The organism is Pseudomonas sp. ASL3 (assembly GCF_056680425.1).
Genome location: NZ_CM155281.1, coordinates 3224894 through 3238687 on the forward strand (window position 1 = coordinate 3224894; position 13794 = coordinate 3238687).

A 13794-nucleotide genomic window follows, 5' to 3' on the forward strand; every position below is an offset into this window, starting at 1 on the left:
CAACGAAAAACCGCCGCATGAAACCTCTCATGCAGCGGCCGGATGTCAATCAGACAGGTTGCTCAGCGAATCAATACGCGCCCATGTAGTCACGCTTGCCGACGTCAACACCGTTGTGACGCAGGATCGCGTAGGTAGTGGTGACGTGGAAGAAGAACTGCGGCAGGCCATAGCCCAACAGGTAGGTCTGAGCGTCGAAGCGCTTCTCTTTCGGCGTGCCCGGACGCGTGATGATCTCGCGATCTTCCTGGCCGTTGATCAGTTCAGGGCTGATGCTGCCGATGAAGGCCAGGGTCTTGGCGATCAGAGCTTGCAGGTCGGCGAAGGTTTTTTCGGAATCGTCGTAGCTGGGTGGCGTGATGCCGGCCAGACGAGCCGATACACCTTTGGCGAAATCGACAGCGATTTGCACCTGACGAACCAGCTGAAACATGTCCGGGAACAGACGCGCTTGCAGCAAAGCGTCAGGCTCGATGGTTTTAGCGGTGGCGTGGGCTTCGGCCTTGGTCAACACGTCGCTCAAGGCAGAGAGCATTTGCTTGAAAACCGGAACAGAAGTGGCATACAGAGAAATAGTCATGGCAGATCCTGGGTTTAAGGTGGCGTGATTATAGCCATGGCGGCCAACGAAAGCGGCTTGTCTTTTATATCGCTGAACCCCTAGGCTATTGGCCTTCGAACGCTTAGGGAAAGCGCCAATGTCTACCGAGCCCGTATCTACTGACTCTGCCGATAAGCTTCATCTGACCAGTGCAGAGCTTCGCATCCTTGGCTGCCTGATCGAAAAAAAGGCCACCAGCCCCGAAACCTATCCGTTGACCCTCAATGCGCTGGTCACCGCCTGTAATCAAAAAACCAGCCGTGAACCGGTGATGAACCTGACTCCGGGCCTGGTCGGCCAAAGTCTGCGCGCCCTTGAAGGCCGTGGCTTGACGCGTCTGGTGATGGGCAGTCGCGCTGATCGCTGGGAACATCGCGTTGATAAAACCCTGGAACTGGTGCCCGCGCAGGTCATTCTGAGCGGTTTGTTGTTTCTGCGTGGTCCGCAAACTGTCAACGAACTGCTCACCCGCAGCAACCGCATGCATGACTTCGAAGACGTCGAACAGGTCGTCCACCAACTGGAACGCCTGATCGCCCGTGGTCTGGCGATGTTACTACCGCGCCAATCCGGTCAACGCGAAGATCGCTATATGCACTCATTGGGTGACCCGGACGATATCGAGGCAATTCTTGCGGCCCGACAAAACCAGCCGGAACGCTCTGGAGGCGGATCGGCCTCGACAGAACGCATGGATGAACTTGAAGCGCGGATAATTGCGTTGGAAGAGCGACTGGCGAAGCTGGAATGAGCCATAATAAGCGCCTTATCGGCTTTCCGTTGCCAATGCCGATAGGGCCGCGATAATAGGTGTCAGAAACACTTACACAATCTTTACTCACGCGCTTCGCAGATTTCTCCGAAACCGCTGTCTTAGAAGTATCCCGTGGCAGTGCTTGAGAGTAATGCAGGCTCGCGACAACGGGATTGAACGCCGAGGAATAGTCATGATTCGTCAAATCCCCAAGGTTGCCTTGTTGATAGGCGCCCTAGCTATCGCGACGCAGGCGTCGGCCCATGGCGGCGGCGGTTGGGGTCCAGGTCTTGCGATAGGAGCCGTGGTCGGAGCCGTTGTGGGCAGCGCCGTGGCCTCTAGCCAACCCCGGACAGTTTATGTCGAACCGCAACCGGTCTATGCGCCACAACCGGTCTACTATCAGGCACCGCCACCACCGGTCTACTACCAACCGGTCGTAGTGGCTCCGGCCCCTGTTTATTATCGTCCGGGGTATTACGGCCCACCACCAGGCTACTACGGTCATCAGCATGGTTATTATGGTCGCGATGGTCGCGGTGACGGCCGCTGGTAACAGCTTGAAAACAGCCCCGCCCCGAAAAGGCGGGGCTATTTTTTTGGCGGTTACATTAGTTCGGTGGAGGTCGCTGGCAAGACAGCGTGTTTGTTTGCATCCTTCATCATTGGATATGAATGACCGACCGCTATCGTTTGATAGAACCTCACACCCATAAAAATAAGGACGCCTCTATGCCAACCCAGCATCCCTATCGAACAGCGGGTCTGTGCACATCGGACAAAGTGTATTGCGCACTGACCGAACTCAAAAGTCTGGAAGGCCATCGCAGCGCAAAATTCTTGTCCCTGCTGGCACAGAACCTGGTTGAAAAAGGCCTTCTGAGCGATCACGAAGTGGTGGCCATGCTCGACCAGGTCGTCGACTGATCCGCTCTCGATAAGCTCCCCGGCTGCACACGAAAAAACCTCGTTACCGTCAATGACCACTATCGAGAGCAGTGATTATCGCTCGCTCGGATGGCGCCGTAGAGTAGCCTCATAGATTGATGGAGGTACTTATGAACCAGGTTCAAATCATGTCGGTAATCGGTAGCGCAGTCCCAGCCCAGCTCAGAGAGCTCGGTCTGTTGGCCTGCTGGTACCTGGTACAGAACGGCGAGCCCGTCTCCGGCCCTTTAGCCTCTCTGCCAGCGGCCCAGGCCCTGTCCGAGAAGTTCGAAACCCGTCAACTGAGTGCCTGATACTGCTCAACAGTTTTAACACCGTTTTTTTACAACCAAGTTTCACCCTGACATCGTGCGTTGCTCCGCACACCCCCTTGCCCGCGTCCTTGATGCGGGCTTTTTTTGCCCAGCAAAAAGCAGGGTTGATCAGAGGCGCTCAGCCATCGCGGCGTTGACCTGAGTTCGGTGCGCCAGTTTTTGCAGGCGTTTTTCCAGACTCATCAACACCACCCGATCCGCACGGCCGCTTTCCAGCTCATCGACCAGTTCGTTAACCGCCTGACGCAGTTCATGAGCGATCACCACGCGGTCATCGTTCAGATCACGCTTATGCGACTCGAACAAACGATGCAGGAAATCCTGAAGGGTGTGCTGCAATCGATGCCGATCGGTTGCGCGAAGGTGAATCAGGTTCACGCTGATTTTTGTCAGCAGCTCATTGAGTTCGCTGCACAAGTACTGCAGCCGGCGAGCGTAACCCACCTCCCGCTCACGCAGTTGCTTGTGTTGGCTCGCCGCGTCCTGCTTTTTCTGGATGCCCGGAACAGCGATCGCCACCATCAAGCCGACGATCAAGCCGATTGCCTGGATCCAGCCTGCCCAATCAGCGGGCTTCTGAAACAAACCAACCCCAAGCAGGAGCGCCGCAACAACAGCTGCCACTGTCACCAGTGCGACGTAATCCTTGCTGATGAAACCCTTGAGCATTGCGCGACTCCTGAGTCGTTTGAGAGCACTTGGTATTAATTGCGTAGGATGCTAATCGGTGTGCTCGATAGACACCATGGCTATTGCTGGTTTTAGCCGGCAATTATTTTTTTGCCCGTAAAAGCGCACCGCTACTCTTAACCTAAACTCAACTGACAACACCCATCGACAGAGCGAGGAGCATCCTCATAAAATACAGCGCTTTTTTCGCAGAAACCCCGTGCTAAACGGCATATTCCATTCTTAGTGAGCCATGGTCGTGAAAATTCGTCATTCCATCCTGAGCCTATTATTTGTATGTACAGGCGCCGTACTCTCACAAAGTGCCTCAGCAGTTGAACCTGACCCTCTTAATCGCGACCCTTCACACCTTCACCTGGCCTCGGGCAGCGCCATGGTCGTCGACCTGAAAACCGACAAAGTGCTGTACGCCCACAATCCGGATATCGTCGTTCCCATCGCCTCGGTCACCAAACTGATGACGGCCATGGTGGTGCTCGACGCGAAACTGCCAATGAATGAAATGATTCCGGTATCGATTACCGACACCAAGGAAATGAAAGGCGTGTTTTCCCGGGTCAAGCTCGGCAGCGAACTGGACCGCAAGAACATGATGTTGATCGCCCTGATGTCCTCGGAAAACCGTGCCGCGGCGAGCCTCGCCCACAGTTATCCAGGTGGCTATAACGCGTTCATCAGGGCGATGAACGCCAAGGCCAAGTCGCTGGGCATGAAGCACACGGTTTATGTCGAGCCTACGGGCTTGTCCATCTTCAACGTTTCTACCGCCCGCGACCTGACCAAGCTGGTACTCGCTGCGCGCCAATACCCGATGTTGAGCGAATTGAGCACCACCCCCGAAAAAACCGTGACCTTCCGCAAACCCACCTACAGCCTGGTTTTCAATAATACTGATCACCTGATCAGAAAATCCAATTGGGACATCAAACTGACCAAAACCGGCTTCACCAACCAGGCGGGCCACTGCCTGGTGTTGCTCACCACCATGGCCAATCGCCAGGTAGCAGTGGTGATCCTCGATGCTTTCGGTAAATACACACACTTCGCCGACGCTGGTCGTTTGCGCAACTGGATGGAATCCGGCAAAAGCGGCCCCGCCCCAGAAGCCGCCGTGGCGTACAGAAACCAGAAAAACCTGACCATGAAGCAGGTCGGGGTTCAAGCGAAAGAGTAAGCCTCAGATCGTGCCGACGCAGAGCGTGGGCACGATCAACCCAGCCAACACCTCCCCCGCCATTCAGGGCTTTTGTCGATTAAATCCATACTTTTAAACACACCACTTATGCTCGCTTGATTACCCAAAACTTCAAGTGACGCGTATAAACGGTCATCGGATCGTATCAAAAAATTTACCCGTGATCTTTTGCAGGGTTCGAGCAAAAACTGGCACAGTGAGCTAATACTCATTTACCCGTTCTTCGATGGGTGATGTTCTTCTCGTTCAAGACTGGAGATTAAAAACCATGCTCTTCAAATGGTTCCTGGCCACACTGCATCTCTTGGCATACGGCGTTGCACTGGGGGCGGTATTAAGCCGTGGGCGCTCTCTGCGGCGACTGAACAGAACCAACCCCTCCAAACTTCGGGATGTATTTGTCGCGGACAACTTCTGGGGCATCGCCGCGGCGGTACTTCTGGTCACGGGGGCATTGCGTGCATTTGGCGGGTTTGAAAAGGGCACGTTTTATTACCTGCACCAACCGCTGTTCCATCTGAAGATGGCGGCGTTCGTGGCGATCCTGTTGCTTGAGATCGCACCCATGGTTGCCCTGATCAAGTGGCGCAACGCATTTAAAATTGGCGCCTCGATCGATACCCACCGCGCCCAGCTCTACTCCACAATCAGCCATATCGAAGTGGGACTGATCATCGTCATACTCGTCGCGGCCTCAGGTATGGCGCGCGGACTTTTTATCAGTTAGCCATTAACCGTAAAAGAGAAGAAAATGACCGCCTTTCTCTTTATGCACGGCCCTCACATGAAAATCTGTGGTATCGAAATCAAAGGCAGCGAAGCCATTTTCGCTGTCGCCACGTTCCACAATAACGTGCTTGAACACCTGCCTCTGACCACCAAAAAAATCGCCCTCGAGGATGATGACGAGTCGTCGAACGTCAAAGCGTTCGCGATCCTCGTCAAAGCGTTTGTGCGTGATAACGGCATCGAGCACATCGTCATCAAGAAGCGCAGCAAAAAAGGCGAATTCGCCGGCGGGCCGACCACGTTCAAAATCGAAGGGATTTTACAGCTGTTGAGTCCGTGCGAGGTGTCTCTGGTGTCACCACAGACCGTCAGCGCCCAGCATAAAAAACACGACTTTGGATTCGCCGCCTCGCTCAACAAATATCAGCACGAGGCTTATAAAACCGCGTGTTCGGCGCTGATGAAAGCGACGGCTTGAGCAAATCACAAGCGCGTTGACTCATGAGCCTGACGAACAATCGGTATAAGCTCGCTGTTCAGAAGCGCTGAGTTAGCGAGCGCCGATCCCCAGCACAGGAAAATACTCACATGGCGTTTATTTTCGGCAAACGGTTACGCAATGGCGTACTGGCTTCGGCGATCGTCGCGGCGACGCTTATGACCATCGGCTCCGCTCAAGCGCAGGAAACGCCTACGCAGCGTATCGGCGTGCGCGGCGCGATCACCACCCTCGAGGGTGACTCGATGAAGGTGCACACCACCCGCGGCGAGGACCTGACCGTCAACCTGACCAAAGACACCCAGGTTCGCGGCGTGACCCTGGCGCAGATCTCAGACATCAAGCCGGGAAGCTACATTGGCACTGCCGCGGTACCGCTGCCGGACGGCACCTTGAAGGCGCTGGAAGTGCACGTATTCCCTCCCTCGATGGCCGGGACGGGTGACGGCCACCGCGCCTTCGACCTGACCAAAGACAGCACCATGACCAATGGCAGCGTCGGTGATCTGGTCACCAGCAATGGGCGCACCATGACCGTGAAATACAAAGGCGGCGAAAAGACCATTGTCGTGCCTGACGACGTGCCCATCGTCAACCTGGTAGCCGGTGATCGCAGTCTGCTCAAGCCCGGGGTCAAAGTCGTGTTGTTCGCGCAGAAAGGTGCCGATGACAGCCTGACCGCGTTATCCATTTCGGCGGGCGAAAATGGCATCACCCCACCGATGTGAGGAGTGTGCTTCACTTTGGGCGGACTAGGGTCTGTTGCCGTTTGGTGACGACCGCGACGGAGGCCCATTTGGCGCAGGGCAAGGCGCGAGGAACGCGGTTTGGTTGTTCCAAATAAGTTCCAAGCAACGCAGCCCTGCGCCAAATGGGCCCCGTCCCTTCGGGTTGCGCGCCAACGTGCGCGAGGCTGCGTTGCGGGATTTGCCAAGGGAACAACCATTAGCGGCATCCCGCGCCTTGCCTCGCACACGTTGGCATCGCAACGCGGTTCGCCACCAAACGGCAACAGACCCTAAGGACACCCCATCCCCGGTTGTTGTGACCAGCGACGCGCCGTCCCCGCAATGATCGTCGCCAACTGCCCGATAGCCTGTTGATGGGCCAACACCATATCCTGCACCTGTGTCCCGGCAGGCTGGCGGATGACGCTGCTGCACGTCAGGCTGCGACGCTGTTCGCCATCAGCGCGCTGGCTGATGCTCCACACCACATCAATCAATGCGTAATGGCCCGGCAGCGAGTCGAAACGTCTGACGTCGGTTTGCAGCGAGAGTATCTGACGGCCCGGGATTTTGGGTAAGCCCGCCAGATCGCGAGTGCCCAGTTTAAGCTCCATCTGGTTACTCAAGGCGTCATGGAACTCGTCGGCCAGCGGAGCACTCCAGCGTTCGGTTTCGAGAATTGCCAAGGCTCCGTTACTCTGCCGGACGACCACTTGCGGCTGGTCGACTTGAACCGGTATGCGAACGGGCTGCATCTCGAACTGGAAGGCCGGCGCGGTTACGTTAGCACGCACACCCACGTCAGCCGCCGTCGGAACCAGGGTGTAGTAATGGGTAGGCGCCGAGCTGCACGCGGCCAGACCCAGTGTCGCGAAAATGGCCAGGGAGCGAATATTCATGGCGGTCATTCCTGGTCAATGTCTCGAGAAGACGAGGGCGTCGATTTATAGCCATCGGGCTGGTTGTCCTTGAGGCGCCCGCGAATCAGCGCCTCGGGATGCCGGCCGAGGAAATCTGTCAGCACCCGTACCGAACGAGCGGTACGCTGGACCTCCTCCATCGCCTGCCCCAACTGCTGGCGCTGCGGTGAGTCCTCGGCAAAGCTACTATTGGCCGAGGCCAGCGTCTTCCTGGTCTCCGCCAGGGTGTCGCGCATCTGCGGCAGCACGTCACCATTGACCTGCTTCAGGGTTTTCTGCAACTCGCCCAGGCTGCCATTGAGGTTGTTGGCAATCTGGTCGATCGGCAGTTTGCTGATCTTGTCGACTACGCTTTGCAGTTGCTCCTGAAGCTTGTCCAGGCTGCCCGGTACCGTCGGAATTTCCGGGGGGCTTGCCGCCGCGTCGAAGTTCACCGATGTTGCCCCAGGGATGAAATCCAGAGCGATGTAGAGTTGTCCCGTGAGCAGATTGCCGTTTCGGGCCTGCGCCCTAAGCCCCTGCCCGACTAACTGGCCCATCACTTGTGCGGACCTGGCTGCATCCTCCTTACCCGGCTCCTTCACCAGCTTTTCATGGGCCCTACCCAGTCTATTGGGGTAGATGACGGCGCCTACTATGGTCGGGAAGTCTTTCTTGACCTCGTCATAGTCCAGGTCGATCGATACCACCCGGCCGAGGTTCACCCCGTGAAATTCCACCGGCGCATTGACCACCAGGCCACGCAACGGCTGACTGAAGCGCATGCGGATATAGCGTGGCTCGCCATCGGCCGGCGCCATGGCGGTTTCCTGATCAGCAAAGAGCGTAAACTGAGCTTTTTCTTCAGCCTGCTGGGGATTGGGACTGTACTTCGGTTCAAGGAAAGCGATACCCCCGGCCAGAATTGATGACACCGACTCGGTGTTCACCTTCAGGCCCTCGGCGCCCAGGCTGACATCGAATCCACTGGCGTTCCAGAAGCGCGTATCGCTAGTCACGAACTTGTCGTTCGGGGCGTGGACAAATATCTGCACGTCGACGCCTTTACCATCGTCGGACAGTTGATAGGACACCACTTGGCCAACCGGGATGCGGCGGTAGTAGACGCTCGATCCAATATCCAGCGAGCCGAGGTTATCGGTGTGCAGGGTGTAACGCTTGCCCTTCTCACCGTAGGTAATGGGCGGCGGGGTTTCCAGGCCGACAAAGTCATCTTTGGTGTTATCCGATTCGCCGGCATCGGCACCGATAAAGGCACCGGACAACAGCGTATCGATCCCCGAAATACCATTGGCACCGATGCGCGGCCGCACGACCCAGAAACGCGAGTCTTCAGAAGCAAACGACTTGGCGGACGCGTCCAGTTCGATAGTGGCATCGACGTGGCTGCGGTCCTCTGTCAAGGCAATCGAGGTGACCTTGCCGATCACCACGTTCTTGTATTTGACCTGGGTCTTGTTCGCCTCCAGCCCTTCGGCAGTCAAGAAGCTCACGGTAATCTGCGGGCCCGCCATCCTCGCGTTATGCACCACCATCGACAACCCGACCAGCGCCGCCACAATCGGCACCAGCCACACCAGAGAAACGTTGAAGCGTCGGCGCTTGACCTCAGGGTTGCCTGGAACCGGCGTGACGGCAGAACTTGGGTGATCAGGCATTTTCAACCTCTGCGTCCCAGATAAGCCGGGGATCAAAACTCATGGCAGCGAACATTGTCAGTACCACAACCAAACCAAAAAAAAGAATGCCCATCCGTGGGTCGATGCTACTGAGCGAGCGGAACTGCACCAGGGCGGCTATCAGGGCCACCACCAGCACGTCGAGCATGGACCAATAACCGACCACTTCGATCAGCCGATAGAGCCTGGCCCGCTCACGCATGGCCCAGCGACTGCGACGCTGACAGGTGATCAGTAGCGTACCCAGCACCAGAAATTTCATGCACGGCACCGCCACGCTGGCAATGAAAATAAGTAGAGCGAGGTCCCACTCTCCTCCGTGCCAGAACTCCATGATCCCGCTGAAAATGGTGTTTTCACTGCCGCTGCCAAAGATGTTGGTGTGCATCACCGGCATCACATTGGCCGGGATGTAGCAGATCATGCTGGCCAGCAAAAGTGCCCAGGTACGAGCCAGGCTATTGGGTTTGCGTCGATGCAGGGTGGAGTCGCAGCGAGAGCAGCGCGAATCCGCCGATGGGCAGACCTGACCGCAGGTATGACACAAGGTCAGATTCATTTCGCTGGCATAGGGCGGCATGGTCATGAAATAACGCCCTCCAGGTCTGTCCACAGCCTGCGGATGCCTTTGCCCGAAATCAGGACGATCAACACAGTGAGCATGGCCAGCGCCCACAGTCCAAGACCCGGATGCACATCGAGCATGCCGGCCAATTTGACGATGGCCACCAGAATCCCCAGCAAACACACTTCGAGCATGCTCCAGGGCCGCAGGTGTTCCAGGGCACGCATACAGGCCTTGAAGCCAGGAGCCGCCCGCCCGGCCAAGGCAAAGCTGAGCACCCAGCACAGCAAGGTAATTTGCAGGAACGGTGCGAGGATGATCGCCAGACCCGCCACCGCCGCTATCGGACTGATTTGCCCGTGCGCCAGAGCTTGCACGGACTGCCACAACGTCGCTTGATTACTCAGGCCTTGCATGCTGATGGAAATGACCGGAAACGCGTTGGCGAACACAAACAGCAGCGCCGCGCCGATCGACAGCGCCAGGAGTTGTTGAAGGCTGAGCTGACCCCCACGCCCCAGGATCGCCGCGCAACGAACACACCTTGCGGTCTGACCTTTGGTCAGCGGTACCGACTCGTACACCGAGTCGCAGTGCTCACAGATGATCCAGGCTGGGGAAGAGGTCATAGGCTCGAATAAGCTTTATTGAAGATCAACTCCTGTGAACCGGGCAGTATCGTCTGGTTTAAGGGGCGAGTTTCTTTGGGGGGGCCAAATCATAATAGAAACCCAGATCGAAATCGATTGCCATGACCAATACACAATGCCCACGCCCTCAACAACAACCTGAGCATTGATCTGACCGCAGATTAATAATCATAACGCATCAATGGATGCGAACTATGCACTTATCAACTCAGTCGCGCTCATCCACTATCCGATCCTATAAAAATCATGCCGCCCAGTGCATGCCATAACAGTGTCGGAGATAAGCAGATGAGCTCAACTCAACGCGTGGCGACGTCCGCCCGCTCCAAGGCAAGTGCGGTTTTCCGGGTGACTTCGGGAAACTTTCTCGAACAGTTCGATTTCTTTCTCTTTGGGTTTTATGCCACCTACATCGCCGCGGCATTTTTCCCGGCGAGCAGCGAATTCGCCTCATTGATGATGACCTTTGCCGTGTTCGGCGCGGGCTTTCTCATGCGCCCGTTGGGCGCGGTCATTCTCGGCGCCTACATCGATGACGTCGGCCGCCGCAAGGGGCTGATCGTGACCCTCGCGATCATGGCCAGCGGCACCATCCTGATCGTGTTGGTGCCCAGCTACGAAAGCATCGGCCTGCTGGCACCGGCCCTGGTGTTGATCGGGCGGTTGCTCCAGGGATTTTCCGCAGGGGCGGAACTGGGGGGCGTTTCGGTCTATCTGGCCGAGATGGCGACTCCCGGCAAAAAAGGCTTCTTCACCAGTTGGCAGTCGGCCAGTCAGCAGGTCGCAATCATCATCGCGGCAGGACTGGGTTTCGCGTTGAATCAGTGGATGCCTTCATCGATGATCGCCGATTGGGGCTGGCGCATGCCTTTCCTCATAGGTTGTCTCATCGTCCCGTTCATCTTCCTCCTGCGTCGCAAGCTTGAGGAAACCGAAGAGTTCGCCGCACGCAAGCACCGCCCGAACATGCGTGAAGTGTTCAATACCTTGCTGCAGAACTGGGTGATCGTGGTCGCGGGCATGTTGATGGTCGCGATGACCACAACGGCTTTTTACCTGATCACCGTCTATGCGCCGACCTTCGGCAAGACCGTGCTCAACCTGAGCACCGCCGACGCCCTGATGGTCACCTTGCTGGTGGGGGTATCCAATTTCATCTGGTTGCCTATTGGTGGCGCCCTGTCCGACCGCATCGGTCGTCGGCCGGTGTTGGTGACCATGACCGCGCTGGCCATTGCAACGTCCTACCCTGCCCTGTCGCTACTGGCCCAGGCGCCCAGCTTCGGCCACATGCTGGAAACCCTGTTGTGGCTGTCGTTCCTGTATGGCATGTACAACGGCGCGATGGTCGCAGCCCTGACCGAAATCATGCCCGTCGAAGTCCGCGTCGCCGGCTTTTCTCTGGCCTATAGCCTCGCCACTGCGGTGTTTGGCGGTTTCACCCCAGCCATTTCCACGGCACTCATTCACCTCACCGGTGACAAGGCCGCGCCCGGTTACTGGATGAGTTTCGCGGCGGTCTGCGCGCTGGGTGCGACCCTGTTTCTGTACCGTAGCAAGGCCGTGCAGCTGCGTCATGCAGTGTGATAACCATTGCGCCCCGCAGCAGGAGAGAGGTTCGATGAAAGCACTGTGGAGGAAACTCACCGCATTCGTATTGATCGGCGGCCTGGGTCTGAGCCCTTTGGTACCGGCAGCCGTGCAAGCCGCCGAACTCCGGGTAATGACGTCCGGCGGCTTCACCGCTGCCTACAAGACGCTCAGCCCCAGGTTCGCCGCAGACACCGGCAATACACTGGACACTATTCTTGGTCCCTCCATGGGCAAGGCGCCTGAAGCGATCCCCAACCGGCTGGAGCGCGGCGAACAGGCAGACGTGCTGATCATGGTCGGGTATGCACTCGACGAGTTGATCAAGCAAGGCAAAGTGATCCCCGGCTCGCGGGTCGAGCTCGCTGATTCGCGCATCGGAATGGTCGTACGCGCCGGAGCGGACAAGCCAAAAATCGCTTCTGTCGACGACCTCAAGGCGACCTTGCTCAAGGCCCGATCAGTCGCTTACTCCGACAGCGCCAGCGGCGTATACATCCAGGATCAACTGTTCCAGCGTCTGGGAATCAAAAGCCAGTTGCAGGCCAAGGCCAGGATGATTCCGAAGATCCCGGTGGCCTCCGTGGTCGCAACGGGCGACTACGAGTTGGGCTTCCAGCAGGTCAGCGAGCTGCTGCCGGTTCCTGGCGTAACCTTCGTCGGCAAAATTCCGGAGTCGGTACAGTCGGTAACGCGCTACGCTGCCGGAATCCCGGTGGGCGCCCAGCATCCACAGGAAGCCAGAGCATTGCTCGACTACCTCGCATCGCCTGCGGTCCAGGCAGAGGTGAATGCAACCGGGCTTGATTCAGTCGGCCCTCACTGACGGCACGGAGTTTTAGTGCACAACCGTCGGCTCCTCGCCTGACGGTGGCTGGGTTTTCATCTCGACAATCAGTCGCTCCAGTTCCAACGCCGCCGGGGTCAACGTACGCCCCCGGCGCTTGATCAAACCAACGCTGCGTATCACCTGCGGATCGGTCAGCGGCACGCTGATCAAAATCGGATGCCCAGCGGTGGGCATTGCCATCGCTGGCGCAGCAGCAACACCCAGGCCGGCCTCGACCAGACCCAACATCGTCACCACATGCCGGGTGTCGCAGATGCTCGGCCGCGCGGGAGTGATGTGAATCAGTGCCTGATCCAACAGAAAACGATTGCCTGAGGTCTTGTCCACCGCAATATAGTCCTGCTCGAAAAACTCGCGCCAGGTCACACTCTGCCGGCTTGCCAATGCGTGGTCGCGACGGCAGGCCAGCACGTACGCCTCCTGAACCAGCAACTCGAACTCAAGCCCGGCATCCAGATTGCCCATGAAACTGAGGCCCAGATCGGCTTCGCCACTGACCACCGCGCCGTGTACATCGTGGGCGCTGGCGTCCAACACCTTCACTCTGATCTTCGGATAAAGCTGGTGATAGCGAGCGACCACCCGCGGCATGAAGTAATAGGCGGCCGACGGCACGCAAGCGATCGTGACATGACCCAGCCGCGTCGAAGCGACATCGCTGATGCCCAATAGCGCATCGTCGAGATCGTCGAGCAGACGTTCGGCACGCGGCGCGAAAGCCCGTCCCACCATGGTCAGACTGACGCGGCGAGTGGTGCGCTCGAACAGCTTGACGCCCAAGGCCTCCTCGAGCTTTTCAATGCGTCGGCTCAGGGCGGGCTGAGAAATATGGATTGCTTCGGCTGCCTTGCCGAAGCTGCCTTTCTCCACCACGGCGCGGAAGGCCTGGAGGTCGTTCAGGTCGAAGTTGATAGCCATGGAAGACGCACGCCGAGGGGCAATTGATAGGTTGAATACAGCGTTGCACGTCGCCCGGTCCGGGATGGGTGGGCAAACCCACCCCTCAGCTTTTGACGACGGTGCATCGTCGAAACAAGGTATCAAGGATACAGCACCATTCCATGGCGCCGCTGCCTGCAAGG

General features: G+C 57.5%; 17 protein-coding genes. 10 read left to right on the forward strand and 7 right to left on the reverse strand.

All coding sequences use genetic code 11. The annotated features are described in order from the left end of the window. Positions 1-70 precede the first annotated feature (70 nt). On the reverse strand, positions 71-580 hold the full coding sequence (locus AC1MEE_RS14900; RefSeq protein ID WP_480416048.1) for a DUF1993 domain-containing protein: 510 nt from the start codon (positions 578-580) through the stop codon (positions 71-73). A gap of 118 nt (positions 581-698) precedes the next feature. Between AC1MEE_RS14900 and AC1MEE_RS14905 the strand changes: the two genes are divergently transcribed. The 4 genes from AC1MEE_RS14905 (at position 699) to AC1MEE_RS14920 (ending at position 2596) form a co-directional block, all read left to right on the forward strand. Continuing rightward, positions 699-1352 carry a YceH family protein gene (locus AC1MEE_RS14905; protein ID WP_480416049.1) on the forward strand — a complete coding sequence of 218 codons (654 nt, stop codon included), beginning with the start codon at positions 699-701 and terminating at the stop codon, positions 1350-1352. 196 nt (positions 1353-1548) lie between these two features. After that, the gene (locus tag AC1MEE_RS14910) at positions 1549-1911 is read left to right on the forward strand and encodes a hypothetical protein (protein WP_480416050.1); all 363 of its coding nucleotides are present in this window, start codon (positions 1549-1551) and stop codon (positions 1909-1911) included. A gap of 176 nt (positions 1912-2087) precedes the next feature. Further along, positions 2088-2282: a hypothetical protein gene (locus tag AC1MEE_RS14915; RefSeq protein WP_480416051.1), complete on the forward strand. Its 195-nt coding sequence runs from the start codon at positions 2088-2090 to the stop codon at positions 2280-2282. Positions 2283-2413: 131 nt separating this feature from the next. Further along, positions 2414-2596 carry a hypothetical protein gene (locus AC1MEE_RS14920; protein ID WP_480416052.1) on the forward strand — a complete coding sequence of 61 codons (183 nt, stop codon included), beginning with the start codon at positions 2414-2416 and terminating at the stop codon, positions 2594-2596. Positions 2597-2725: 129 nt separating this feature from the next. On the opposite strand, the gene AC1MEE_RS14925 is transcribed toward AC1MEE_RS14920, so the two are convergent. Next, on the reverse strand, positions 2726-3286 hold the full coding sequence (locus AC1MEE_RS14925) for a hypothetical protein (RefSeq protein WP_480416053.1): 561 nt from the start codon (positions 3284-3286) through the stop codon (positions 2726-2728). Positions 3287-3539: 253 nt separating this feature from the next. Between AC1MEE_RS14925 and pbpG the strand changes: the two genes are divergently transcribed. From pbpG to AC1MEE_RS14945, 4 genes are all read left to right on the forward strand, one after another. Beyond that, positions 3540-4481 (forward strand): D-alanyl-D-alanine endopeptidase, encoded by a 942-nt coding sequence (gene pbpG / locus AC1MEE_RS14930; RefSeq protein WP_480416054.1) that lies wholly within the window; start codon positions 3540-3542, stop codon positions 4479-4481. A 289-nt stretch (positions 4482-4770) separates the two neighbouring features. Further along, the gene (locus tag AC1MEE_RS14935; protein WP_480416055.1) at positions 4771-5229 is read left to right on the forward strand and encodes a DUF2214 family protein; all 459 of its coding nucleotides are present in this window, start codon (positions 4771-4773) and stop codon (positions 5227-5229) included. Between the two features lie 57 nt (positions 5230-5286). After that, positions 5287-5709 (forward strand): DUF3010 family protein, encoded by a 423-nt coding sequence (locus AC1MEE_RS14940; protein WP_480416233.1) that lies wholly within the window; start codon positions 5287-5289, stop codon positions 5707-5709. A 110-nt stretch (positions 5710-5819) separates the two neighbouring features. After that, positions 5820-6458, forward strand: coding sequence for a DUF5666 domain-containing protein (locus AC1MEE_RS14945; protein ID WP_480416056.1), 639 nt, complete (start codon positions 5820-5822; stop codon positions 6456-6458). Positions 6459-6748: 290 nt separating this feature from the next. On the opposite strand, the gene AC1MEE_RS14950 is transcribed toward AC1MEE_RS14945, so the two are convergent. From AC1MEE_RS14950 to AC1MEE_RS14965, 4 genes are read right to left on the reverse strand one after another with little or no spacing between them, the layout of a single operon-like run. Next, positions 6749-7357: a PqiC family protein gene (locus AC1MEE_RS14950; RefSeq protein ID WP_480416057.1), complete on the reverse strand. Its 609-nt coding sequence runs from the start codon at positions 7355-7357 to the stop codon at positions 6749-6751. Positions 7358-7362: 5 nt separating this feature from the next. Further along, a complete protein-coding gene (locus AC1MEE_RS14955) occupies positions 7363-9036 on the reverse strand; it encodes a PqiB family protein (protein ID WP_480416058.1) in 1674 nt (557 codons plus the stop codon). Then, a complete protein-coding gene (locus tag AC1MEE_RS14960; RefSeq protein ID WP_480416059.1) occupies positions 9029-9643 on the reverse strand; it encodes a paraquat-inducible protein A in 615 nt (204 codons plus the stop codon). The genes AC1MEE_RS14955 and AC1MEE_RS14960 overlap by 8 nt, the downstream gene beginning before the upstream one ends. Then, a complete protein-coding gene (locus AC1MEE_RS14965; protein ID WP_480416060.1) occupies positions 9640-10251 on the reverse strand; it encodes a paraquat-inducible protein A in 612 nt (203 codons plus the stop codon). The genes AC1MEE_RS14960 and AC1MEE_RS14965 overlap by 4 nt, the downstream gene beginning before the upstream one ends. 309 nt (positions 10252-10560) lie before the next feature. Between AC1MEE_RS14965 and tcuC the strand changes: the two genes are divergently transcribed. Beyond that, positions 10561-11859 carry a tricarballylate/proton symporter TcuC gene (gene tcuC, locus AC1MEE_RS14970; RefSeq protein ID WP_480416061.1) on the forward strand — a complete coding sequence of 433 codons (1299 nt, stop codon included), beginning with the start codon at positions 10561-10563 and terminating at the stop codon, positions 11857-11859. 34 nt (positions 11860-11893) lie between these two features. Next, positions 11894-12688 (forward strand): substrate-binding domain-containing protein, encoded by a 795-nt coding sequence (locus AC1MEE_RS14975; protein WP_480416062.1) that lies wholly within the window; start codon positions 11894-11896, stop codon positions 12686-12688. Positions 12689-12700: 12 nt separating this feature from the next. Here AC1MEE_RS14975 and AC1MEE_RS14980 read toward each other — a convergent pair whose 3' ends face one another. Further along, on the reverse strand, positions 12701-13630 hold the full coding sequence (locus tag AC1MEE_RS14980) for a LysR family transcriptional regulator (RefSeq protein ID WP_480416063.1): 930 nt from the start codon (positions 13628-13630) through the stop codon (positions 12701-12703). Positions 13631-13794 lie beyond the last annotated feature (164 nt).